Consider the following 23,785-nt stretch of genomic DNA (forward strand, 5'->3'; position numbering starts at 1 on the left):
ATCAGCTCTTGACCAGCAGGCCGCGGGTGCGCAGCACCCACCGCTCGACCGGGCTGAAGATCAGCAGGTCGATGGCGATGCCGACGACCAGGATCAGGATGATCGCGAGGAACACGCCGGGCAGGTCGATGTTGTTGCGGGCGTTCTCCAGCAACAGGCCCAGGCCCAGGCCCAGGTCGGGCGAGGAGGCGATGAGCTCCGCGGCCATGAGCGAGCGCCAGGAGAAGGCCCAGCCCTGCTTGAGGCCGGCGACGTAGCCGGGGAGGGCGGCGGGCAGGACGATGTGCCAGGCGCCGCGTAGTCCGGTGGCGCCGAGGGTGCGGCCCGCCCGCAGGTACAGCGGCGGGATCTGGTCGACGCCGGAGACGAGCCCGTTGGCGATGGACGGTACGGCGCCCAACAGGATCACCGTGTACATCATGGTGTCGTTGAGGCCGAACCACAGGACGGCCGGAGGAACCCAGGCGACCGAGGGCAGGGACTGCAGGCCCTGGAGGATCGGGCCGATCGCGGCCCGGACGAACTTGACCCGGGAGACGAGCAGGCCCAGCGGCGTACCGATGGCCAGGGCCAGGAGGAAGCCGAGCAGACCGCGGGAGACGCTGGTCCAGACGACCTCGATCAGGGTGCCCTTGAGCCACATGTCGGACAGGCTGTCCCAGACGGCGGACAGCGCGGGCAGCTTGGTCTCCTCGACGACCTTCGCCGAGACGAGGACCTGCCACACCACCAGGACGAGTCCGACCGAGAGGACCGGCGGGAGGACCTTCTTGACGAGGACTTCCCGGACCGGGGTGCGGTGGGTCTGGACGGCGTCGAGGGCGTCGAGGCCCGCTTCGAGTCCGGCGAGATCGTCGGCCTTCGCCTTCGGGGTGGTGTCAGTGCTGGCCATGGCGGCGGATCTCCCCACGCAGGTGTTCAGTGATCTCAAGGGACAGCTCGGCCACGTCCGCGTCCTCGATGCGGCGGGGCTGGGGGATGCCCACGGTCCATTCCTTCGCGACCCGGCCGGGGCGCGAGGAGAGCAGGACCACGCGCTGGGCGAGCCGGACCGCCTCGCGCACGTTGTGCGTGACGAAGAGGACGGACAGACCGGTCTCGGCCCAGATGCGGGTGAGTTCGCCGTGAAGTACGTCGCGGGTGATGGCGTCGAGGGCGGCGAAGGGCTCGTCCATGAGGAGGAGCCGACTGTCCTGGGCGAGGGCCCGGGCCAGCGCCACGCGCTGGCGCATGCCGCCGGACAGCTCGTGGACCCGCTTGCCGTACGAGCCGCCCAGGCGGACCAGCTCCAGGAGGCGCTCGGCCTCCGGCTTGCGGTCGGCCTTGGCCACCCCGCGCAGGCGCAGGGCGAGTTCGATGTTCTTGCCCGCGGTGAGCCACGGGAAGAGGGCGTGCTCCTGGAACATCAGGGCCGGACGGCCGCCGGGGGTCTCGATCGACCCCACGGACGGCTTGTCCAGTCCCGCGACCAGGTTGAGCAGGGTGGACTTGCCACACCCGGAGGCACCCAGGATGGTGACGAACTCGCCGGGAGCGACATCGAGGCTGATGTCGTCCAGGACGAGCTGCGATCCGGCCGGGCCGGAGAAGGACTTCGAGACGTGCTCGATGCGAGCGGCGTACTCGTGCTGCTCCGCGACGGTGCCCTCGGCAGCCTTGGCGAGCATGGTGGCCATGGTCATCACCTCCTGGGATTGTCTGGGCTACGGACTTACTTGGCGCCGAGACCGGCGTCGGAGACCTCGGGCTTGCCGGCGGCCTTCAGAACCTTGTTCAGCAGCGACAGGTCGTAGATGCCGGCCAGTTCGGGCTGCTCGATGAGCTTGGCCTTGACCGCCCAGTCCGACTCGGTCTTCAGGGTGCCCGCCAGCGGGTCGTCGGTGACCAGGATCGACTGCCACGCCGGGTCGATGACCTTGGCGTCGAGCGGCTTGCCGCCGTCGGCCGCCAGCTTGGCGTTGGCGGAGGCCTTCGCCTTGTCCGGGTTGGCGTTGATCCACTCGTTGGTCTTCACCGTGCCCTTGAGCACGGCCTCGACCACGTCCGGGTGCTCCTTGAGGAACTTCTGCGACACGATGACGTTCGTGATCACGAACTTCTTGTCGGGCCACAGGGAGGTCTCGTCGAGGAGGACGGAACCGCCGTCGGAGACGAGCTTGGAGGCCGTGGGCTCCGGCACCCAGGCGCCGTCGATGGAGCCCTGCTTGAAGGCGTCCGGGGTGACCTTGTTGTCGGTGCGGACGACGGAGACGTCGCCCTTGCCGGACTCGGGGTCGACCTTCCAGCCCTTTTCGGCGATCCAGTTGAGGAACGCGACGTCCTGCGTGTTCCCCTTCTGCGGGGTGGCGATCTTCTTGCCCTTGAGGTCGTCCAGGGTCTTGATCTTCTCCGGGTTCACGACCAGCTTCACGCCGCCCGAGGCGGAGCCGGAGATGATCCGCAGGTTCGAGCCCTTGGACTTCACGTAGCCGTTGATCGACGGCGAGGGGCCGATGAAACCGATGTCGAGAGAGCCGCCGTTGAGGGCTTCGATCTCGGACGGACCGGCGTTGAAGGTCTGCGGCTTGATCGTGGTGGAGCCGAGCTCCTTGGCGATCAGGCCCTCCTGGAGGCCGACCAGAGCGGTCGCGTGCGTCAGGTTCGGGAAGTACCCGATGCGGACCTCGGAGGCGGAGAGCTTCTTGCCGGTGTCGGCGGAAGCGCTCGCGGTCGCGGCGCCGTCCTTCTTGGCCTCGGAGCCGTAGCCGCAGGAGGCGAGCGCGCCGATCAGGAGCGGCAGGGCGGCAGCGGCGGCAACGCCGCGGCGCAGGGTCTTAGCAGAGGTACCGATGGCAGGCACGGGAGGACTTCCTCTCGTAGCGTCGTGTCACGACGCACGTCTTCGTTTGCTGAACAAGGGCAGGTACAGCTCGTGGGGGGTGAGGGCGCGCATGCAGTGCGCGTACGTCATCACGCACATCGCCCCACCCCTCCCTGGCCGCTGCCGAGGGAGCCGCTGCCTACGCGGCCGCCCTCCTTCGCGAAGGTGGAGTAAATGTCGGCAGGCATGATCAGAAGTCCCACCCTTCTTCGTCGGCCTGGACGGTCGTCTCGGCGGTGGAGGCGAAGGATTCGCCGACCATGCCGGCCGCCAGGGTCGTGCCGTCCGCCGGGTCGATCAGCAGGAAGGACCCGGTGCGGCGCGAGTCGGCGTACGAGTCGAGCGCGAGCGGCTCGGCGGTACGGACGACGACCCGGCCGATGTCGTTGGCCACCAGCTGCCCGGGGTTCGGGTGCTGGGACAGGTCGTCCAGGGTCAGCCGCGAGGGGATCTCCTTGACGATGGCCTTGACCGTGCGCGTCGTGTGCTTGATCAGCACGCGGGCGCCGACGGCCAGCGGCTGGTCCGCCACGTGGCAGACCGTCGCCACGACGTCCTGCGTCGTGGCGGGGGCGCTCGCGGACGGTGCGATGAGGTCACCGCGCGAGATGTCGATGTCGTCGCGCAGGCGCAGGGTCACCGACTGGGGGGCCCAGGCGATGTCCACGCTCTGGCCGAGCGCGTCGATGCCCTCGATGACCGAGGTGCGGCCCGACGGCAGCACGGTGACGGCTTCGCCGACCCGCAGCACGCCGGAGGCGATCTGGCCCGCGTAGCCCCGGTAGTCGGGGTTCTCGGCGGTCTGCGGACGGATCACGTACTGCACCGGGAAACGCGCCGGGCAGGTCGTCAGGTCGTGGCTGACCGGGACGGTCTCCAGGTGCTCCAGCACCGTGGGGCCGCCGTACCAGTCCATGTGCGCGGAGGGCTCGACCACGTTGTCCCCGGCCAGGGCCGAGATCGGGATCGCGGTGATCTCCGGGACGCCCAGGTCGGAGGCGTACGCGGTGAACTCCTCGGCGATCTTCGCGAAGACCGACTCCTCGTAGCCCACCAGGTCCATCTTGTTGACGGCCAGGACCACGTGGGGGACCCGGAGCAGGGCCGCGACGGCGGCGTGCCTACGGGTCTGCTCGATCACGCCGTTGCGGGCGTCGACCAGCACCACGGCGAGGTCGGCGGTGGAGGCGCCGGTCACCATGTTGCGGGTGTACTGCACGTGCCCGGGGGTGTCGGCCAGGATGAACCGGCGCCGGGTGGTGGCGAAGTAGCGGTAGGCCACGTCGATGGTGATGCCCTGCTCGCGCTCGGCGCGCAGGCCGTCGGTGAGCAGCGCCAGGTCGGGGGTGTCCTGACCGCGCTGGGCGGACACCGCCTCGACCGCTTCGAGGGTGTCGGTGAGGATCGACTTGGAGTCGTGCAGCAGGCGCCCGACCAGGGTGGACTTGCCGTCGTCGACGGAACCGGCGGTCGCGAAGCGCAGCAGCGTGGTCGCCGACAGGTCGGCGAACTGCTCGGTGGTGGAGGTCATGGTTAGAAGTACCCTTCGCGCTTGCGGTCTTCCATCGCGGCCTCGGACATCTTGTCGTCGGCGCGGGTCGCACCCCGCTCGGTGAGCCGGGAGGCGGCGATCTCGGTGATCACGGCGTCCAGCGTGGTGGCGTCGGAGTCGACGGCACCGGTGCAGGACATGTCACCGACGGTGCGGTAGCGGATCAGACGGGTCTCGGTGGTCTCGTCCGCCTTCGCGCCGCCCCACTCGCCGGCCGTCAGCCACATGCCGTTGCGCTTGAAGACCTCGCGCTCGTGGGCGAAGTAGATCTCCGGCAGTTCGATCTTCTCGCGGGCGATGTACTGCCACACGTCCAGCTCGGTCCAGTTGGAGAGCGGGAAGACGCGCACGTGCTCGCCCGGCGCGTGGCGGCCGTTGTAGAGCTGCCACAGCTCGGGGCGCTGGCGGCGCGGGTCCCACTGGGAGAACTCGTCGCGCAGGGAGAAGACGCGCTCCTTGGCGCGGGCCTTCTCCTCGTCGCGGCGGCCGCCGCCGAAGACGGCGTCGAACTTCAGGGTCTGGATCGCCTCGGTGAGCGGGACGGTCTGCAGCGGGTTGCGGACCCCGTCCGGGCGCTCGCGCAGCTTGCCGGCGTCGATGTACTCCTGGACGGAGGCCACGTGCAGGCGCAGGCCGTGCTTGGCGACCGCGCGGTCCCGGTACTCCAGGACCTCGGGGAAGTTGTGGCCGGTGTCCACGTGGAGCAGGGTGAACGGCACCGGCGCCGGCGCGAACGCCTTCAGCGCCAGGTGCAGCATGACGATGGAGTCCTTGCCGCCGGAGAAGAGGATCACCGGCTTCTCGAACTCGCCCGCCACCTCGCGGAAGATGTGCACGGCCTCCGATTCGAGGGCGTCGAGGTGCGACAGCGCGTAGGGTGCGTCCGTCCCATCGTGGACGTGTGCGACGGTGGCGCTCATGCCAGGCCCCTCTCGGTGAGCAGCGCGTGCAGGGCCGAAGCCGACTCCTGCACGGACTGCGTGTGCGACTCGATACGGAGGTCCGGGGATTCCGGCGCCTCGTACGGGTCGTCGACTCCGGTCAGGCCGGAGATCTCGCCCGCCGCTTGCTTGGCGTACAGGCCCTTCACGTCACGCTCCGAGCAGACCTCGACCGGGGTGGCCACATGGACCTCCAGGTACGAGGTGCCCTCGGCGGCGTGGCGCTTGCGGACGGCCTCGCGGCTGTCCGCGAACGGAGCGATGACCGGGACGAGGGCCTTCACGCCGTTGGACGCGAGGAGTTCGGCGACGAAACCGATCCGCTGCACGTTGGTGTGCCGGTCCTCGCGGCTGAAGCCGAGGCCCGCGGAGAGGAACTCGCGGATCTCGTCGCCGTCGAGGACCTCCACGCGGTGGCCCTCGGCGCGCAGCCGCTCGGCCAGCGCGTAGGCGATGGTGGTCTTGCCCGCGCTCGGCAGCCCGGTCAGCCACACGGTGGCGCCCTGGTCGCTCACGCTCATCTGGTTCGTCTCCGTCGGTTCGGTACGTTCGTTGGTCGCGCTGGTGGCCGTCATCAGCCGTGCAGTCCGCACTCGGTCTTGCCGCGCCCGGCCCAGCGGCCGGCGCGGGCGTCCTCGCCCTCCGCCACCCGTCGGGTGCAGGGGGCGCAGCCGACGGAGGCGTAACCGTCCATCAGCAGCGGGTTGGTGAGGACCCCGTGCTCCAGGACGTACGCGTCCACGTCGTCCTGGGTCCAGCGGGCGATCGGCGAGACCTTGACCTTCCGGCGCTTCTCGTCCCAGCCGACCACCGGGGTGTTGGCCCGGGTCGGGGACTCGTCGCGGCGCAGACCCGTCGCCCATGCGTCGTACGCCGTCAGGCCCTCTTCCAGGGGCTTGACCTTGCGCAGCGCGCAGCACAGGTCGGGGTCGCGGTCGTGCAGCTTCGGGCCGTACTCGGCGTCCTGCTCGGCGACGCTCTGGCGCGGGGTGAGCGTGATGACGTTGACGTCCATCACGGCCTCGACCGCGTCACGGGTGCCGATGGTCTCCTCGAAGTGGTAGCCGGTGTCGAGGAAGACCACGTCCACGCCGGGGAAGGCGCGGGAGGCCAGGTGGGCGACGACCGCGTCCTCCATGGAGGAGGTCACGGCGAACTTCTTGCCGAAGGTCTCGGCCGCCCAGGTGAGGATCTCCAGCGGGGTGGCGTCCTCGAGGTCCCGGCCCGCCTGCTCGGCCAGCGCCTTCAGTTCGGCGTCCGTCGGGGTGCCGTTTTTGAGATCGGCATCCTGAATGGTGGTCATATCTCTTCCCCTCCAGCGGCATTGGACTGAACACCCCGGGCCAGCAGCCCGAGGTACTTCAGCTGGAAGGCTCGATTGCAGGCCCTGCATTCCCAGGCGCCGTGGCCTGTTTCGTTCGGGAACAGGTCCTCGTCGCCGCAGTACGGGCAGTAGAACGGTGCGGCGCGCTCGCTCATGACAGGTCCTCGTCCTTCGCGCGGGTCACCCAGGCGGCGAAGCGCTCGCCGTCCTCGCGCTGGTCCTCGAAGCGCGTGACGACCCGCTCGACGTAGTCCGGCAGACCGGCCGAGGTGACCTTGAGACCGCGGACCTTGCGGCCGAATCCGGCCTCCAGGCCGAGTGCGCCGCCCAGGTGGACCTGGTAGCCCTCCACCTGGTTGCCGTCGTCGTCCAGGACCAGCTGGCCCTTGAGACCGATGTCCGCCACCTGGATACGGGCGCAGGCGTTCGGGCAGCCGTTGATGTTGATGGTCAGCGGCTCGGCGAACTCCGGCAGGCGGCGCTCCAGCTCGTCGATCAGCGAGGCGCCGCGCGCCTTCGTCTCGACGATGGCCAGCTTGCAGAACTCGATGCCGGTGCAGGCCATCGTGCCGCGGCGGAACGGGGACGGGTTGACCCGCAGGTCCAGCGCCTCCAGGGACGCGACGACCGAGTCGACCTGGTCGGCCTCGATGTCGAGCACGATCATCTTCTGCTCGGCCGTGGTGCGCAGCCGGCCGGAGCCGTGCTGCGCCGCGACGTCCGCGATCTTGGTCAGGGTGGCGCCGTCGACGCGGCCCACGCGGGGCGCGAAGCCCACGTAGAACTTGCCGTCCTGCTGCTGGTGGACGCCGACGTGGTCGCGCCACTGGCCGCTGGGCTGCTCGGGCGCGGGGCCGTCGGTCAGCTTGCGCCCCAGGTACTCGTCCTCCAGGACCTGGCGGAACTTGGCCGGGCCCCAGTCGGCGACGAGGAACTTCAGGCGGGCGCGGGTGCGCAGCCGGCGGTAGCCGTAGTCGCGGAAGATCGAGATGACGCCCTCGTAGATGTCCGGGACCTCGTCGAGCGAGACCCAGGTGCCCAGGCGCACACCCAGCTTCGGGTTGGTGGAGAGACCGCCGCCGACCCAGACGTCGAAGCCGGGGCCGTGCTCGGGGTGGTTCACGCCCACGAAGGCGATGTCGTTGATCTCGTGCGCCACGTCGAGCAGCGGCGAGCCGGAGATCGCGGACTTGAACTTGCGGGGCAGGTTCGAGAAGTCGGGGTTGCCCACGATGCGGGCATAGATCTCGTCGATGGCGGGGGTGCCGTCGATGATCTCGTCCAGCGCGATGCCGGCGACGGGCGAACCGAGGATGACGCGGGGGGTGTCACCGCAGGCCTCGGTGGTCGAGAGGCCGACGGCCTCCAGACGGCGCCAGATCTCCGGGACGTCCTCGATGCGGATCCAGTGGTACTGCACGTTCTGCCGGTCCGTGAGGTCGGCGGTGCCGCGGGCGAACTCCTGCGAGATCTCGCCGATGACGCGCAGCTGCTCGGTGGTCAGCCGGCCGCCGTCGATGCGGACGCGCAGCATGAAGTACTTGTCGTCCAGCTCCTCCGGCTCCAGGATCGCGGTCTTGCCGCCGTCGATCCCGGGCTTGCGCTGGGTGTACAGCCCCCACCAGCGCATACGGCCGCGCAGGTCGTTGGGGTCGATCGAGTCGAAGCCCGCCTTGGAGTAGATGTTCTCGATGCGCGCCCGCACATTGAGACCGTCGTCGTCCCTCTTGAACTGCTCGTTGCCGTTGAGGGGCGTGTGGTGTCCGACGGCCCACTGGCCCTCACCGCGGTGACGGCCGGTCTTGCGGCGCGCGGCGGCGCCGGGTGCGGCGGCTGCGGTCGTTTCGGGGGTGGCGGCCATGGCGGTACGTCCTTCTTCGGCTCAAGGCATGGGCAGGGGGCGGTGCGGCGGCGTGACCCCTGGCGCGCGTGGAGCGGATGTGGCCGGATATCGCCCTTTTGGGGCGGCGTCCTGCCTACAGGGGGCTGCAGTGGTTGTCTGTGTTTACGGCGGGCGCGGCGGCTGCGGTGCGCCATGCGCCGTGTGGCGGTGCTGGTTCCCTCAGCGTGCCGGACAGATGGCGCTGGACATGCGGCCGAGGTCGACGTGCCGCCGACTCACCAAGGCAATTCCAGCTCCGTTCATGGCGGAAGCGTGGCATGTGGCGATTGGAGGAGTCCACTACTGTCCACAATCCGGACGAACTCGTCTCGCATCGCGAGATCCCCGTGACGGGGGTCACCTCAGGAGCCCTTTTGCCCCATCGGACCCGGTCCGATGGGGCCGTGCGGTGCGGCGGCTACGCGCCGGGCCAGGGACCCGGGGTGGGGGCGGCTTCCTTGGGCTCCGATTCCTCGCGGAAGACCTTGAAACCGCGACGGAGGTAATTGGACATCGCCGTCGGGCCGTCCTCGCTGCACGTGTGGAGCCAGACCCGGCTCGTCGGCGACAGGGAGGGCCAGCGGGAGGCCAGGGACCAGGCCGCCTCGATGCCCACCGACAGCAGGTGCCCGCCGATCCGGCGGCCCCGGAAATCGGGGAGCAGACCGAAGTACATGATCTCCACCACACCGTCCGGCTGCGGGTCGAGTTCCACGTAGCCCGCGGGCGTGCCCCGGTCGTACGCCACCCACGTCTCCACGCCGGGGCGCTCCAGCTGCTCCACCCACTGCGCACGGGTCAGCGCCAGCCGGTCCGTCCAGTGGATGTCGCCGCCCACCGAGGCGTAGAGGAAGCGGCTGAACTCCGGGGACGGGACCTCCGACCGGACGATCTTGATCTCGGGCCCGGGGACCGCCGCCGGGACGAGATCGGACGGCGAGGTCATTTCCAGGGACCAGGTGGTCAGGGTGATGGTGCTCATGGACTTCAGGGAATCACATTCCCCAGCCGTGGCTCCGGGACCCCCCGGGAGGGCCGTCGGGGCCGCCGGAGCCCCCGGGGCCTGCTGGGCGTGCCGGGCCCGCTGCGCCTGCTGGACCCCCGGGGTCCGCCGGCCCCTCCGGTCCCGGATGGCAGAGCCGGGCCCTGATCACCGCCGGGGCCGTGGAGTGCGGCAGCAGGGCGGCCGGGTTCCCCGGGCGGATCAGCTCCACCTCCACGTCCTCGGCGAAGCGGTACGGGCGGTGGGTCAGGACGCCCGCGAGGTTGCGCCGGACCCGGGACATCTCCGCGCGCACCGTCACCGTCCGCGTCGGGTCGCCGAACAGCTCCTGGGAGAGCTCCGCCGCCGAGCGGCCCCGCGGGGTCTCCGCCAGGAGGAACAGCAGCTCCGCGTGGCGCGGGCTCAGCTCCTGGGACCAGCTGCCCGAAGCCCCGTAGACGGTGGCCAGCCACGCCCCGGGCCTGCTCAGGTCGAGGACGACGCGGGCGGCGGCCTCGGGGCCCCTGCGGACCTCCGCGACGGTCAGCAGCCAGCCGCCCGGCAGGGGCTCCACGACGCAGTCGCCCAGCTGCGGCATCCACACCCGGCCCGGCCCGAAGGTCTTCGGCAGCGGGATCCGCTCCGTCGGCGCGAGCCCGGTGACGGCCGCCGTCCAGCCGTGGCCGTCGACGGCCACCGCCCGGCCGGGCAGCCGGGCCAGCAGCGGGGCCGCGACGGAGCGCAGCCGTTCCAGGGACTCCAGGTGCCGGATCCGCAGCTCCCGCTCCGCGAGCCGGGCCACCGAGCTCACCCAGGCCAGGGTCGCCGGGTGCATGGTGGCCAGCGGGCCGCTGACGTCGACGACCCCGAGGAGCTGCCCGTCCCGGGGGTCCCGTACGGGGGCTCCCGCGCAGGTCCAGTCGTGGTGGCTGGAGACGAAGTGCTCCGCCGAGAACACCTGGACCGGTCTGCGGGCCACCAGGGCGGTGCCCACCCCGTTGGTGCCGACCACGGCCTCGTCCCAGTCGGCTCCCACGGCGAAGCCGAGCCGGTCCGCCTTGCGCAGGATGGAGGAGTGGCCCTCGCGCCACAGCAGCCGCCCGTCGGCGTCGGCGACGACCATGATGTGCAGGGCCTCGTCCAGCGCGGGCAGCAGCCCCTCGCGCAGGACGGGCAGGAGTTCTCGTAGCGGGGAGGTCTGGCGCCGTTCCTCGGTCTCGGCGGACGACAGCATCCGGTTGCGGGTGTCGCGGTCCGGGTGGACCCCGCCCGCCAGCATCCGGCGCCAGGACTCGGCGATCTCCGGGCGCGGTGCGGTCGGGGGCCGGCCCCCGGTGAGCGCCGCCTCCCGTACTCCCTTGAGCAGACGCGCGGCCTCCCGCGCGTCCATGGCCGAGATGCGTGCCGCATCGACCGCGCTGCCTGTGGTGTGGGCCACCGGAACCTCCCCGTGTGGAGCATGTGGTGCGTCGTGCCGGTCGTGCACGTGGTGCTGGTCGTGCTGGTCGTGCACGTGGTGCTGGTCGTGCGGGTGGTGCGTGGTGCAGGTGGTACGCCGTGCGGGTGGTGCTTCAAAGGTTGCAACGTCATGCAACTCTCGCCAAGTCCCGGTCGTCCGATCGAAACTGTGCGGACGTCGCCGAGCGACGTGACAGCTCCTTCCTCGGGGCTTCTCGGATCAGGGGTGGTGCCGAGTCGGCGCGGCGCCACCCCTGATCCGGTTCAACGGGCCCGGATCCATGCCCGCGGCGGTTTGGGGACCACCGCTAGCCCGCGATCCGGGCCCGTTCCACGACGGACTGCAGGTCCAGGCTGTGCGGCAGCGTGCCGAAGGCCGCGCCCCAGTCGCCACCCAGCCGCGAGGCACAGAAGGCGTCCGCCACCTCCGGCGGGGCCCATCGGACCAGCAGGGATCCTTGCAGCACCAGGGCCATCCGCTCCACCACCCGGCGGGCCCGCGCCTCGATGCCCTCCAGGTCGGCGAGCTCGGTCAGCAGGTTCTTGATGGCCGAATCCAGCCGGTGGTCGGCGCCCCGCGCCAGGCCCACCTCCTGGAGGAAGGCGCCCAGCGCCTGCGGCTCGCGCTGGAGCGCGCGCAGCACGTCGAGGGCCTGTACGTTGCCCGATCCCTCCCAGATGGAGTTCAGCGGGGACTCGCGCAGCAGTCTGGGCAGCCCGGACTCCTCGACGTAGCCGTTTCCGCCCAGACACTCCAGTGCCTCCGCCACCATCGGCGTACAGCGCTTGGTCACCCAGTACTTCGCGACGGGCACCGCGAGGCGCAGGAAGGCCCGCTCCTGCTCGGTGCCGGCGTCGTACGCGGCCGCGAGGCGCAGGGTCAGGGTGGTGGCGGCCTCCGACTCCAGAGCGAGGTCGGCGAGCACGTTGCGCATCAGCGGCTGGTCGATGAGCGGTGCTCCGAAAGCAGAGCGGTGCTCCGCATGGTGAGCGGCCTGCGTCAGCGCCTGCCGCATCAGCGAGGCCGAGCCGATCACACAGTCCAGCCGGGTGGCCGCGACCATCTCGATGATGGTCCGCACCCCTCGGCCCTCCTCGCCCACCCGCCGCGCCCAGGTCCCGTCGAACTCCACCTCGCTCGAGGCGTTCGACTTGTTCCCCAGCTTGTCCTTCAGCCGCTGGATCGCGAAGACGTTGCGCGTGCCGTCCGGCAGCACCCGGGGCACCAGGAAGCACGTCAGCCCTCCCGGCGCCTGCGCCAGCACCAGGAACCCGTCGCACATCGGCGCCGAACAGAACCACTTGTGCCCCGTCAGCAGGTACTCGCCCGAGGCGTCCAGCGGCACCGCCGCCGTCGTGTTCGCCCGTACGTCGCTGCCGCCCTGCTTCTCCGTCATCCCCATTCCGAAGAGCACCCCGGCCTTCTGTCCGGCCGGCCTGAGCCCCTCCTCGTACACGTGCGAGGTCAGCCGCGGCTCCCACTCGGCGGCCAACTCCGGATCCGTGCGCAGCGCCGGCACCGCCGCGTGCGTCATCGACACCGGACACCCGTGCCCCGATTCCGCCTGCGACCACACGAAGAACCCGGCCGCGCGCCGCAGGTGCCCCGCCGGCCGCCCCCACGCGTCCGTGAGCCCGGAGCCCACCGCGTGCCCCAGCAGCCGGTGCCACGAGGGGTGGAACTCCACCTCGTCGATCCGGTTGCCGTACCGGTCGTGCGTCCGCAGCTTCGGCGGATTCTCGTTCGCCTGCGTCCCCCAGTCCTGGGCCTGCCGGGAACCGGCCGCACGACCCAGCTCGGTGAGCTCTCCCCTTACCTCCGCGGCGAGTTCGGGCGCCGCGCCCTCGAGATGCCGCTCCACGCCCTCGCTCAGGACCCGGTCGCTGCCGTAGACGTCGTAGCCCGTGAGGAGCGGGGCCTGATTGGTGACTGTGTGGGTGGTGGCTGCCATGCCGATACCGTAAGGACGTGCAGCCAGCAAAAGAAACACCCGAGCGGATCCCAGGACGGCTCCACCGGGCCCGAGTCCTCTACCGCAACGTCTCCATGCGCAAGATGGCGTGGCTGCTGCTCAAAGACACCGTCAACTCGTGCATCGAGTACCGGATCCTCGGACTCGCCGCCGAGGCGGCCTTCTTCACCCTCCTCTCGCTGCCCCCGCTCTTCCTCGGCCTGCTCGGTCTGCTCGGCTACGTGGACGGCTGGTCGGGCGGCACCACCGTCGCCAGCATCGAGGAGAACATCCTGCGGGCGGTCGGCACCGTCCTCTCCGACCGGGGCGTCAACGACATCGCCAAACCGATGCTCGACGACGTCACCAACCGGGGCCGCCCCGACCTCATCTCCCTCGGTTTCGCCTTCGCCCTGTGGTCCGGCTCGCGCGCCGTCAACGTCTTCATCGACACCATCACCGTCATGTACGGGCTCGACGGGCAGCGCGGCATCGTCAAGACCCGGCTGCTCGCCTTCCTCCTCTATGTCATCGCCCTGCTGATCGGCGCCATCGTGCTGCCGCTGATGGTGGTCGGCCCCGACGCGGTGGTACGGCTGGTGCCGTGGAGCACGGAAGTGATCGCGGTCCTGTACTGGCCCGTGGTCACCCTGCTCTGCATCGCCTTCCTGACGACGCTCTACCACGTCTCCGTCCCCGTCCGCTCGCCCTGGATCGAGGACGTGCCGGGCGCGCTCGTCGCCCTCGCCATGTGGGTGCTGGGCTCGTTCCTGCTGCGGATCTACCTCACCAATACCGTGGAGGGCCCGACGATCTACGGATCGCTCGCCGCCCCCGTGGCCGTCCTCCTGTGGATCGGCATCTCGGCCTTCGCCGTCCTCGTCGGCGCCGCCGTCAACGCGGCCATCGACCGGGTCTGGCCCTCGGTGGCCACGGCGGCGGCGCGCGAGGCGAACGAGCGGGTCCGCGAGGCGGAAGCCGCCCAGCTGGTCGCCCGCGCCGCCGCCTGGCGGGCGCTCGCCGAAGGCGAGTCGGAGGACGACGAGGACGACGACATGCCCTCGGAGTTCCCGGAGCGCTGGTCGAAGTTCCTGCCGCCCGAGGACTACCACTCCAGGCTGCGCAAGCACTGACCTGACCGCCGGTCGTAGCCTGAGGGGCGTGAGGGGCGTGTACGAGGAACGGCCGTCCCGGGTGCTGCCCGGCGCCGTGCTCTGGCGGGCCGCCGGGGCCGGTGGCGGAGTGGTGCTGCCCGACGGCTGCATGGACCTGCTGTGGGTGGACGGGCGGCTCCTGGTGGCCGGACCCGACACCGCGGCCCACCCCGCCGGCGAGGTCCCCGGCACCGGCTTCGCCGGGATCAGGCTCGCCCCCGGCACCGCGCCCGCGCTGCTCGGCGTACCGGCGAGCGCGCTGCGCGACCGCCGGGTGGAACTGGCCGACCTGTGGCCGGCGGCGGAGGTACGGCGCCTCGCCGGGCAGGTGGCCTCGTACGAGGACCCGTGCGCGGGACTGGAGGAGCTGGCCCGGCTCCGCGAGGCCGAAGCAGGTCCCCCGGACGCACTGGCCCGGGAGGTCGCGGCCCGGCTGCGGGCCGGGCAGGGCGTGGCCGCCGTCGCGGCGGCGGTGGGCCTGGGGGAGCGGCAGCTGCACCGGCGGTCGCTGGACGCCTTCGGCTACGGGCCCCGGACGCTCGGGCGGATCCTGCGCCTCCAGCGGGCCCTCGCGCTGACCCGGCGCGGGCTGCCGCACGCGGAGGTGGCCCAGGCGGCCGGCTATGCCGACCAGGCGCACTACGCCCGCGAGGTACGGGCCCTGGCGGCGACCACACCGGGGGCCTACGCGGCGGCGTCGACGGCCGCCGGTCAGGCGGGGTCGGCCGCGGCGAAGAGGGAGACCCCGCTGCCGTCCGGGTCGAGGACCACGGCGTAGCGCTGGCCCCAGAAGGCGTCCCAGGGCTTCAGGTGGCCGGTGTGCCCGGCCCCGGTCAATGCCGCGTACAGGGAGTCCACCTCGGCGGGGGAGTCGCACAGGAACGCGAGCCCCACCCGGCCGTCGGTCTCGGGCCGGGTCCAGGACGGGTCGAAGGAGCGGATGACCTCCTCGGTGTCCCAGCCGATCCGCAGACCGCCCGGCAGGACGGCCTCCACGTGCGGCTGGGAGTCCGCTTCGGCCGGGACGTCGAGGCCCAGGCGGCGGTAGAAGGCGAGCGAGGCGGCCATGTCGGAGACGATGATGCCGATCATGTCGAGTCGGGGAGTCATGCCGTCAGGCTAGGGGCGGCCGGGGCCGCCGGTCTTGAAGGAATCGGACATGAACCGGACCTCACCCGACGTCCTCCTCACCAGGCATCCTCACCTCACCCGGCGTCCTCCTCCGGCGGCAGGTGGCGGTAGACGGTGGCCCGGGAGACGCCGAGCGCGGCGGCGATCGCGGTCGCACCGCTGCCGGCGGCGTGCATCCGGCGCGCGGCCTCGGTCATGGCGGCAGTCATGGCGGCGGGCCGTCCGCGCCGGCCCCCGGGCGCGGGACGCGCGGCCGGAGCCGTGGGCGGGTGCTCGGCGGGCCCGTCCAGGAGGCGGCGTACGCCGTCCAGGACCGCCGCGCGGAGCTCGGGGACCGGGGCGTCGGCGAAGAGGACCACGGGGTCGGAGAGCATCGCGATGGCCTGAGCGGCCCGCACCCGCTCCGCGAACCCGGGACCGGCCCCCGCGACCAGGGCGTTCGCCCGGAGCATCGCCTCCCGCAGGCGGGCGAAGGCCGGCCCGGGGGTGGCCACGGCCATGTCCTGGAGGTTGAGCCGGAGCAGGTGGCGGTGGCTCAGCCAGGTGTCGAGGACCCCCTCGATCGCGGCCCAGCGGACCCGGTCGGCCGCGCCTGCCGCGCCGGTCCCGCGGGTTCCGCCGGTCCCGCCGGTTCCATCGGGCCCGTCCGGGGCCGGCTCCTCTGGTGCGGCGGCCGCGGCGCGGGACATGGCCGCCACCAGATCGCGGAGCATCGGCTCCACGAGGGCGCCGAGGATATCGGCCTTGCCGGGGAAGTGGTACAGCACCGCCGGCTTGGAGATGCCCACCCGCTCGGCGATCTCGCGCAGCGAGGTGTCGTGGAAACCGTGGACCGAGAAGAGTTCCGTGGACACCCGCAGAATCCGCTTCCTGGTGTCCGAGGCCGTCTCGACGACCGGCTCGCCGCACGAGGCCGACGGGCCGATTACCGTCTCGTAAAGCGTCTCAGAATCTGCAAGCTCACGGTTGTCCACGCGGAGCAGCCTAACTCCTCAACCGACTTGGGGAAGGGACCGATGGCCGGCCCCTGACCGACGGTAAGTCCCGGCACGGCCCGGAAGGGAACCCGAAAAGGAACCCGAAAAAGAATTGGCGCGGTCCTCAAGGGCCTTGTTACGGTGGGGACGTTCCCGCCGAGCAGTGGCGGGACCGCTCGTCAGCACGTGTGTGTACGACTCGGAGGTGAGTTCATTGATGACTGTCATGGCGCAGGGCGTTGCCCGCACTCAGAAGACCATCAATGTCACTTCCGTGGTCTCCGGCTGACTTCTCCTCATCTCCCGCGCTCTACAGCAGCGCGCACCGCCGGGGCCACCCTGTGAAGGGTTTCCCTTGTCTTTCTCTTCTTTCCCGCAGGCTCTGCTTCCGCACGCTCTCGCCCCCTACGGCTGGGACGACGCATGGGCGGCCGAATTCGCCCCGTACGCCGAAGAGGGCCTCGTGCCCGGCCGGGTGGTACGGGTCGACCGCGGCCAGTGCGACGTCATGACCGCCGACGGAATCGTCCGCGCCGACACCGCCTTCGTCACCCCGCACGACCCGCTCCGGGTCATCTGCACCGGAGACTGGGCTGCGGTGGAGGCACACGGCAGTCCGCGCTACGTGAAGGCGTACCTGCCGCGCCGGACCGCCTTCGTGCGGTCCACCTCCTCGCAGCGGTCCGAGGGCCAGATCCTCGCCGCGAACGTCGACCACGCGATCATCGCCGTATCGCTGGCCGTCGAACTCGACCTGGGCCGCATCGAGCGCTTCCTCGCGCTCGCATGGGAATCCGGGGCGCAGCCGCTGGTCGTCCTGACCAAGGCCGACCTGGTCCCCGACCCGGTCACCCTCGGGCACCTCGTCCAGGACGTGGAGGGGGCGGCCCCGGGAGTCCCCGTCCTCTCCGTGTCCTCCCTGACCGGAGAGGGTACGGACGTACTCGCCGCGGTCGCTTCGGGAGGTACGAGCGTGCTCCTGGGAATCTCCGGCGCGGGCAAGTCCACCCTGGCCAACACCCTGCTCGGGGAGGCCGTGATGGAGGTCCAGGAGGCCCGTGAGGTCGACGGCAAGGGCCGCCACACCACCACGACGCGCAACCTCCTGGTACTGCCGGGCGGCGGCGTGCTCATCGACACCCCCGGGCTGCGGGGCGTCGGGCTGTTCGACGCCGGAGCGGGCGTCGGGCAGGTCTTCTCGGAGATCGAGGAGTTCGCTTCGCAGTGCCGGTTCCACGACTGCGCGCACGAGGCGGAGCCGGGGTGCGGGGTGCGGGAGGCGGTGGCCTCGGGGGCGCTGCCCGAGCGGCGGCTGGAGAGCTACCGCAAGCTGCTGCGCGAGAACCAGCGGATCGTCGCGAAGACCGACGCGAGGCTCCGTGCGGAGCTGAGGCGGGACTGGCGGCTGCGCTCCGCGGAGGGCCGCGCGAACTACTCGGCGAAGCGGAGCGGCCGCGCCTGACCGCGGGGCCCGGCCGGGCCCGAAACGCCGGGCCCGAACGGGCCCGAACGGCCCGCCCCGGCCACCCGCAGCCCGTCAGGGCCGCGGGTGGCCGGGGCAGGCTGCGGTTACCCGTCGAGGCCCCAGGACAGGACGCGTTCCGGGTGGATCCGGATGACCTCGGGGCTGAAGTGGGGTCCCAGGGTGTGCGGGCCGGTCTCGAGGGTCGCGCGGCCGCGGATCTCCAGGCCCCGGACCTTCCACGGCCTGGTGCTGACCAGGTCGTCCACGACCAGGGACAGGCGGGGGTTCCCGGCCAGGTTGCGCCACTTCTTCGTCCTGCCCATCGCCAGCCCGCCCACCAGGACCGTCCCGTCGTCCTGCGGGAAGAACCCCACAGGGTTCGCCTGCGGCTGCCCGGTGGCGTCCACCGTCGCGAGCCGCCCCAGGTGCTGCGACCGCAGGTATGCCAGTTCCTGCTCGCTGAAACCCTTGAAGTCCGTCATGGGGGAGACGATCCCAGCCCCGCCCGCGCCGCGCATCGGGCCAATGGCCTACGACCGGGGCCTACGACCGGGGCCGCGCCCGAGCACCGCGCCCCGCGCCCTGCGCCCACGCCCTACGCCCACACCAGCATCCCGGCCCACGCCCCCACCACCAGCAGGCACGCGAACAGTTCCACCAGCACGCTCGTCCCCACCGCCCGCATCACCGCCCGGACGGAGGCCAACGCCTCCCCGTGCGATCCGAGCCGCTCGCGCTCGCACAGGTAGATGCCGCCCACGAACCCCGGAACCGCCCCCACCACCGGCACCAGCACGAAGCCCAGTACCGCCCCCGCGCCCGCGTACGCCGCCATCCGGCGGGTCACGCCCACGCCCCGGAGCCGGCGCGGCGGCAGCAGCCACTTCACCACCTGGACCACCAGCAGCAGGGCCGTCGCCGCGACCAGCAGGGTCCAGGCCGCCGCCGACCGCTCGTGCATGGCCCACCACAGCACACCGGCCCAGACCAGCCAGGTGCCCGGAACGCCGGGGACCAGTACCCCGACCACTCCGAGCAGCAGCACCAGCCCCACCAGGAGCAGCTGAGGCAGATCCATCTGCTCAGCCTGCCTGACCTGGGGCTATCGGGCCACCCAGCCCCGTTCGTACGCGTGCCAGCCCAGCTGGAGCCGGGTCGTGACCCCGGAGAGCTCCATCAGCCCCTTGACCCGCCGCTGGACCGTGCGCAGGCCCAGTTCCAGATGTTTCGCCACGCTCGCGTCCGTCATCCCCGCCAGGAGCAGCGAGAGGATTTCGAGGTCCGTGACGTCCGGGCCGCCGTCCCCCTCCTCCGGGGCGCCGGAGGAGCCCAGCCGCAGCGGCAGCGACTCCCGCCAGACCGCCTGGAAGAGCCCCATCAGGGATTCCAGCAGTCCCGACGCGTGCACGACCAGCGCCGCCGGCTCCGCGCCGCGGGCGGTGAGCGGGACCATCGCGAGCGCCCGGTCCGCGATCATCAGCTTGGTCGGCACCTGCTCCGTCACCCGGATGTGCTCCCCGCGGGCCAGCGCCGAGGAGGCCTCGCGGATCCCGCTGGGCAGGGTGAGCACCTCCCGTTCGATGACGACCCGGTACGCGACGCCCCGTACGGCGGCCCGGTCCTCCGCCTCGTTGTCCGTCCCCGTCACCACCTGCGGGCGGCCGCTGACCAGTGCGCACACCTCTTCCACGGCGCCCAGCTGGAGCTGGTGGAAGCGGTGGGCCACCGCGCTGGCGCCCGTGACCACCTCGACCAGGTCGTGCACGGCCGGCTCGGCGGCTTCCGCCCGGTACTCCTCGGCCAGCAGCGCCGCCGCGAGCTCCGCCTGTTCCAGTTCGTGCCGCTGCTGGGTGAGCAGCGCGCCGAGCGCCACGCCGGGCGGGGCGGCCACCCAGCGGCCCGGCCGGGCGGAGGACTGGGCGGCGAGCCCCTGCCGTTCCAGGTGGCGCAGGGCCCGTTCGGTCTGCTGCACCGGCAGCGTGAGCCGGTGTGCGAGATCGGGTATCTCCGCCGCCCCCAGCGCGACCAGCGCGCGGTACGCCGACTCCTGCCCCTCGTCGAGACCTATCGCACCCAGCAACCCGTCCACCCAGCCCTCTCAGTGCCGTTCCTGGCGGGAAGCGGCCACGGCGCAAACCCGCCGCGGACATCATCGCCGCACCACCCGTCTCTCTGCCAAGGTGGCGCCACCGCAGCACCAACATCCGCTGGCCAGAAGCCATTTACGCGGCGGTTTCGCCGTGCAATGCAGTAGTTGGCCGGAATTCACCTGGGGAGAGCGATGCGCCCGATATCGCGTACGGCACTGGGAGCGGCCATCGCGGCCGTCCTGGCCGTCACCGCCGTGGGCCCGTCCACGGCGCAGCCGTCGGACGGAGCGTCCGGAGCGGGAACCGCAGCAGGGGCAGGAACGCCGAACAGGCCCCTCACCGGGAGCGGGGCCGCCTCCGCGCAGCCCACCGGGCCCGTCACGGTGACCCTGGTCACCGGCGACCGGGTCCTGGTCTCCACCGACGCGGCCGGCCGCACCGCCGCCACCGCGATGCCCCGCGAGGACGGCTCGCAGCCGGTCGTCCAGACCCGCCAGGCGGGCAAGGACCTGTACGTCTACCCCGAGAGCGCCGTCAAGGCGCTCGCCGCGGGCAAGGTGGACGAGGAGCTCTTCAACGTCACCGGCCTGATCCGGCAGGGCTACGACGACGCGCACGCCAAGAAGCTCCCGCTCATCGCGGTCTACGAGGCCTCGGCGGGCCTGGCGCGCAGCGCCCCGCCCGTGCCGCGCGGAGCCGAGCAGTCGCTCGTCCTCGGGTCCATCGGCGGTGTGGCACTGGCCGCCGACAAGACGAAGGCCGCCGAGTTCTGGTCCGACGTCACCGGCGGGGCCACGAACCCGCACACGCGCTCCGCGGCCGCCGCCCCGCTGAAGAAGCTGTGGCTGGACGGCAAGGTCCAGGCGAACCTGGAGCGTTCCACCAAGCAGGTCAACGCCACCGCCGCGTGGGCCGCCGGATTCGACGGCACGGGCACCAAGGTCGCCGTCCTCGACACCGGCGTCGACCTCGAACACCCCGACCTCAAGGGCCGGGTCGCCGAGGCGAAGAACTTCACCGACTCGGACACCGCCGAGGACCGCCAGGGCCACGGCACCCACACCACCTCCACCGTCGGCGGCTCCGGCGCGGCCAGCGGGGGCGCGAAGAAGGGCGTCGCGCCCGGGGCCCAACTGCTGAGCGGCAAGGTCCTCAACGACTCGGGCTACGGCCTGGATTCGTGGATCATCGCGGGCATGCAGTGGGCCGTGGACAGCAAGGCCGACGTGGTCTCCATGAGCCTGGGCGACCCCTCGCAGCTCTCCTGCGACGACCCGATGGCCGCCGCCACCGAGGCGCTGGCGCAGAGCAGCAGCACCCTCTTCGTCATCGCCGCCGGCAACTCCGGCCCCGGCAACAACACGGTCTCGTCGCCCGGTTGCGCGCCCAGCGTGCTGACCGTCGGGGCCGTCGACCGCGACGACAGCACGGCCTCCTTCTCCAGCCGCGGCCCGGCCGGTCTGCAGCACACCCTCAAGCCGGAGATCGCCGCCCCCGGCGTCGGGATCTCCGCCGCCAACATGGGCGGCCGCGGGGTGTACGCGTACCAGTCCATGTCCGGTACCTCGATGGCCACCCCGCACGTCGCGGGCGCCGCCGCCATCGTCAAGCAGCGCCACCCCGACTGGAGCCCGCAGCAGATCAAGGCCGCGCTCGTCGGCTCCGCGAACACCGCGATCCCGGGTGACGTACGGGAGACCGGCGGTGGCCGGCTCGACGTCAAGGCCGCCATCGACACCACCGTCACCAGCGCCTCCTCGCTCCAGGGCGGCGCGTACAACTGGCCGCAGGACCGCAGCGACCGCCGAAACGTCGAGGTCCCGTACACCAACACGGGCACCAAGCCCGTCACCCTGAACCTCTCCGTCGAGAAGGTCACCGGCAACGACGGCTCCGCGGTCCGCAGCCAGGTGGCCCGCCTCGGCCAGCGCAGCGTGACCGTCCCGGCCGGCGCCACCGTCAAGGTGCCGCTCGCCCTGGACCCGTCGGCGAAGCTGGAGCGCTCCCAGTACGGGGACGTGGCCGGCCGGGTGGTCGCCACGGCGAACGGCGTGCACGTCTCCACCCCGTTCTCGCTGTACGTGGAGCCCGAGACGGTCACCCTGCGGGTCAAGCTCATCGACCGCGACGGCAAGCCGGCCGCCGGACCGTCCTCCCTGGACGTGATCGGCACCGACGACGCCAGCGGTGAGCGCCGCTTCAACGAGGGCTCCGTCGACCAGGTCTACCGGGTCCGCCCGGGCGCGTACTTCCTCTCCGCCTTCGTCGGTACCCCCGACGCCGGCGAGGGCGCGACCATGGTCGACTCGCTCACCTACCTCGGCCGCCCGCAGACGGAGATCAAGAAGGACACGGTGATCGTGCTGGACGCCCGCAAGGCGGCCCGGCTGAGCATCGCGACCGACAAGCCCACCGAGGCGCGCGCCACCACCCTCGCCTTCTCCCGCTCCTGGGGCGCGGTCTGGCAGCATGCGGGCACCGCCATGGGCGGCCGCACCATCCGCGGCTACTACGCCTCCGTGGAGGGCCGGGCCAAGGACGGCGCCTACGAGTTCGGCAGCTACTGGCGGGCGGCCGCGCCGCTGATCTCCGAGTTGAAGGCGAACGGCGGCCCCGTGCTGCATCCGATCACCGCCTCCACGGGCAGCGACAACCTGGACGGCACCGGCAGCGCTCCGCTCGTCAACGCGGGCACCGGCACGGCCGAGGAGCTGGCCGCCGTCGCCGCCAAGGACGCGATCGTGCTGGTCAAGGTGGACGAGGCCTCCCTCTACCAGGTCGCGGCCGACGCGAAGAAGGCCGGAGCCAAGGCCGTCCTCGCCTATCGCGACGCTCCCGGCCGCTGGGCCGGCTTCACCGGCTACGCGGGCGGCTCCCTCCCGGCGATGTCCATCGAGTCGGGCGAGGGCCGGGCCCTCCTGGCACAGCTGGGCGCGGGCAAGGTCACGCTGAGCTGGAAGGGCAGCGCGAAGAGCCCGTACGTCTACAACCTGGCCCAGATCGAGAAGGGCCCGGTCCAGGGCGACCGCACCTACCGGGTGCACGACCGCGAGCTCGGCGCCGTCGAGTCCTCCTACCAGTCGATGGGCGTCGCCTCCGACTTCATCGACGTCACCGGCGCCTACCGGCCGCTCGGCAGCGCCGTCTACTTCGGCTCCATCGACACCGTCGCGGTGCCGGGCAAGCGCACCGAGTACTACTCCGCCGGGGACACCGCCTGGGACCACCTGGTCTCCAGCAGCTTCCCGTGGGGCGAGTTCATGACGGACCAGCACCGTACGTACGCGGCGGGCTCGAAGCGCGCCGAGAGCTGGTACGACGGGGTCATCGGCCCGGTGGCGCCGCGCGACACGGCGGGCAAGGAGCAGCTGGCGGCCGAACGGCAGGGCAACCTGATCGGCTTCGCCTCCGCGATGTGGGGCGACAGCGGCCACTTCGCGCAGCCGGGCGGCTTCGGCGACCTCGGCAACGTCTCGCTCAAGCGCGACGGAGAGTCGCTCGGCGACAGCGGCTACCCGTCCGGGGTCTTCGAGGTCCCGGCCGGCGAGGCCACGTACGAACTGACCCAGCAGCTGGAGAAGTTCGGCCAGCCGGCCCGCACCTGGCAGCGCTCGCAGGCGATCTCCACGACGTGGACCTTCCGCTCGAAGCTGGACGCGGCGCAGTACTCGCAGCCGCTGCCGGTCCTCTTCCCGCGGATCTCCGCCCCGCTGGACGGCATGAAGACGCTGGCCGCAGTAAACGGCCAGAAGATCGGACTCGGGGTCAGCGGGCACGCGGGCTACACGCCCGGTGCGCTCAAGTCGGCCAAGCTGTCGTACTCGTACGACAACGGTGAGAGCTGGACCGAGGCGAAGGTGAGCGAGCGCGGCGGGCAGTGGACCGCGACCGTGGACCACGCCGGAGCGGCCGGCAAGCAGGTCATGCTCAAGGTCGAGCTGACCGATGTGAACGGCGCCACCGTCACCCAGATGGTCGCGCGGGCGTACGACATCCGCTAGGTCGTACGACTGATAC

22 protein-coding genes are annotated in these 23,785 nt (G+C 71.7%); 4 read left to right on the forward strand and 18 right to left on the reverse strand.

Annotated features, from left to right (window positions below; translation table 11 throughout):
- Position 1: 1 nt before the first annotated feature.
- From OG490_RS29110 to OG490_RS29170, 13 genes are all read right to left on the reverse strand, one after another.
- Positions 2-892 carry an ABC transporter permease gene (locus OG490_RS29110; protein ID WP_330299229.1) on the reverse strand — a complete coding sequence of 297 codons (891 nt, stop codon included), beginning with the start codon at positions 890-892 and terminating at the stop codon, positions 2-4.
- Entirely contained in the window at positions 879-1,676 is a 798-nt protein-coding gene (locus OG490_RS29115; protein WP_330299230.1) for an ABC transporter ATP-binding protein, read from the reverse strand. The genes OG490_RS29110 and OG490_RS29115 overlap by 14 nt, the downstream gene beginning before the upstream one ends.
- 35 nt (positions 1,677-1,711) lie before the next feature.
- Positions 1,712-2,839 (reverse strand): aliphatic sulfonate ABC transporter substrate-binding protein, encoded by a 1,128-nt coding sequence (locus OG490_RS29120; protein ID WP_330299231.1) that lies wholly within the window; start codon positions 2,837-2,839, stop codon positions 1,712-1,714.
- A gap of 211 nt (positions 2,840-3,050) precedes the next feature.
- Positions 3,051-4,391 (reverse strand): sulfate adenylyltransferase subunit 1, encoded by a 1,341-nt coding sequence (locus tag OG490_RS29125; RefSeq protein WP_330299232.1) that lies wholly within the window; start codon positions 4,389-4,391, stop codon positions 3,051-3,053.
- A 2-nt stretch (positions 4,392-4,393) separates the two neighbouring features.
- Positions 4,394-5,332: a sulfate adenylyltransferase subunit CysD gene (gene cysD, locus OG490_RS29130; protein WP_330299233.1), complete on the reverse strand. Its 939-nt coding sequence runs from the start codon at positions 5,330-5,332 to the stop codon at positions 4,394-4,396.
- Positions 5,329-5,874: an adenylyl-sulfate kinase gene (cysC, locus tag OG490_RS29135; RefSeq protein ID WP_215148038.1), complete on the reverse strand. Its 546-nt coding sequence runs from the start codon at positions 5,872-5,874 to the stop codon at positions 5,329-5,331. Before cysC ends, cysD begins: the two co-directional genes overlap by 4 nt.
- Positions 5,875-5,927: 53 nt before the next feature.
- A complete protein-coding gene (locus OG490_RS29140; protein ID WP_330299234.1) occupies positions 5,928-6,656 on the reverse strand; it encodes a phosphoadenylyl-sulfate reductase in 729 nt (242 codons plus the stop codon).
- Positions 6,653-6,832: a hypothetical protein gene (locus OG490_RS29145; protein WP_330299235.1), complete on the reverse strand. Its 180-nt coding sequence runs from the start codon at positions 6,830-6,832 to the stop codon at positions 6,653-6,655. The genes OG490_RS29140 and OG490_RS29145 overlap by 4 nt, the downstream gene beginning before the upstream one ends.
- Positions 6,829-8,538 (reverse strand): nitrite/sulfite reductase, encoded by a 1,710-nt coding sequence (locus OG490_RS29150; protein WP_330299236.1) that lies wholly within the window; start codon positions 8,536-8,538, stop codon positions 6,829-6,831. Before OG490_RS29150 ends, OG490_RS29145 begins: the two co-directional genes overlap by 4 nt.
- A 201-nt stretch (positions 8,539-8,739) precedes the next feature.
- A complete protein-coding gene (locus OG490_RS29155; protein ID WP_312847410.1) occupies positions 8,740-8,823 on the reverse strand; it encodes a putative leader peptide in 84 nt (27 codons plus the stop codon).
- A 154-nt stretch (positions 8,824-8,977) separates the two neighbouring features.
- A complete protein-coding gene (locus OG490_RS29160; protein ID WP_330299237.1) occupies positions 8,978-9,541 on the reverse strand; it encodes a GNAT family N-acetyltransferase in 564 nt (187 codons plus the stop codon).
- A gap of 13 nt (positions 9,542-9,554) precedes the next feature.
- Positions 9,555-10,931 (reverse strand): GAF domain-containing protein, encoded by a 1,377-nt coding sequence (locus tag OG490_RS29165; protein ID WP_330301116.1) that lies wholly within the window; start codon positions 10,929-10,931, stop codon positions 9,555-9,557.
- A 376-nt stretch (positions 10,932-11,307) separates the two neighbouring features.
- Positions 11,308-12,951, reverse strand: coding sequence for an acyl-CoA dehydrogenase family protein (locus OG490_RS29170; protein ID WP_330299238.1), 1,644 nt, complete (start codon positions 12,949-12,951; stop codon positions 11,308-11,310).
- A gap of 17 nt (positions 12,952-12,968) precedes the next feature.
- On the opposite strand from OG490_RS29170, the gene OG490_RS29175 reads away from it, so the two are divergent.
- Both OG490_RS29175 and OG490_RS29180 read left to right on the forward strand, forming a co-directional pair.
- Positions 12,969-14,084: a YihY/virulence factor BrkB family protein gene (locus OG490_RS29175; protein WP_330299239.1), complete on the forward strand. Its 1,116-nt coding sequence runs from the start codon at positions 12,969-12,971 to the stop codon at positions 14,082-14,084.
- A 37-nt stretch (positions 14,085-14,121) separates the two neighbouring features.
- Positions 14,122-14,883, forward strand: a complete 762-nt coding sequence (locus tag OG490_RS29180) for a helix-turn-helix domain-containing protein (RefSeq protein ID WP_330301117.1) — start codon at positions 14,122-14,124, stop codon at positions 14,881-14,883.
- Here the strand turns inward: OG490_RS29180 and OG490_RS29185 are convergent.
- Positions 14,817-15,215: a VOC family protein gene (locus OG490_RS29185; protein WP_330299240.1), complete on the reverse strand. Its 399-nt coding sequence runs from the start codon at positions 15,213-15,215 to the stop codon at positions 14,817-14,819. The two genes, OG490_RS29180 and OG490_RS29185, sit on opposite strands and share 67 nt — an antisense overlap.
- Before the next feature lie 95 nt (positions 15,216-15,310).
- On the reverse strand, positions 15,311-16,090 hold the full coding sequence (locus OG490_RS29190; RefSeq protein ID WP_330299241.1) for a TetR family transcriptional regulator: 780 nt from the start codon (positions 16,088-16,090) through the stop codon (positions 15,311-15,313).
- A gap of 478 nt (positions 16,091-16,568) precedes the next feature.
- Here OG490_RS29190 and rsgA point away from each other — a divergent pair, with 478 nt between their 5' ends.
- Positions 16,569-17,675 (forward strand): ribosome small subunit-dependent GTPase A, encoded by a 1,107-nt coding sequence (rsgA, locus tag OG490_RS29195; protein WP_330299242.1) that lies wholly within the window; start codon positions 16,569-16,571, stop codon positions 17,673-17,675.
- A gap of 107 nt (positions 17,676-17,782) precedes the next feature.
- Here rsgA and OG490_RS29200 read toward each other — a convergent pair whose 3' ends face one another.
- The 3 genes from OG490_RS29200 to OG490_RS29210 form a co-directional block, all read right to left on the reverse strand.
- Positions 17,783-18,160, reverse strand: coding sequence for a PPOX class F420-dependent oxidoreductase (locus OG490_RS29200; protein WP_330299243.1), 378 nt, complete (start codon positions 18,158-18,160; stop codon positions 17,783-17,785).
- A gap of 113 nt (positions 18,161-18,273) precedes the next feature.
- Positions 18,274-18,756, reverse strand: a complete 483-nt coding sequence (locus tag OG490_RS29205; RefSeq protein WP_330299244.1) for a DUF456 domain-containing protein — start codon at positions 18,754-18,756, stop codon at positions 18,274-18,276.
- 24 nt (positions 18,757-18,780) lie between these two features.
- On the reverse strand, positions 18,781-19,758 hold the full coding sequence (locus OG490_RS29210) for a helix-turn-helix domain-containing protein (RefSeq protein WP_330301118.1): 978 nt from the start codon (positions 19,756-19,758) through the stop codon (positions 18,781-18,783).
- 201 nt (positions 19,759-19,959) lie between these two features.
- On the opposite strand from OG490_RS29210, the gene OG490_RS29215 reads away from it, so the two are divergent.
- Complete coding sequence (locus OG490_RS29215; protein WP_330299245.1) at positions 19,960-23,769, forward strand: S8 family peptidase; 3,810 nt, start codon at positions 19,960-19,962, stop codon at positions 23,767-23,769.
- Positions 23,770-23,785: the final 16 nt, after the last annotated feature.

Origin of the sequence: Streptomyces sp. NBC_00503 (genome assembly GCF_036346895.1) — a bacterium.
Lineage (GTDB): Bacteria > Actinomycetota > Actinomycetes > Streptomycetales > Streptomycetaceae > Streptomyces.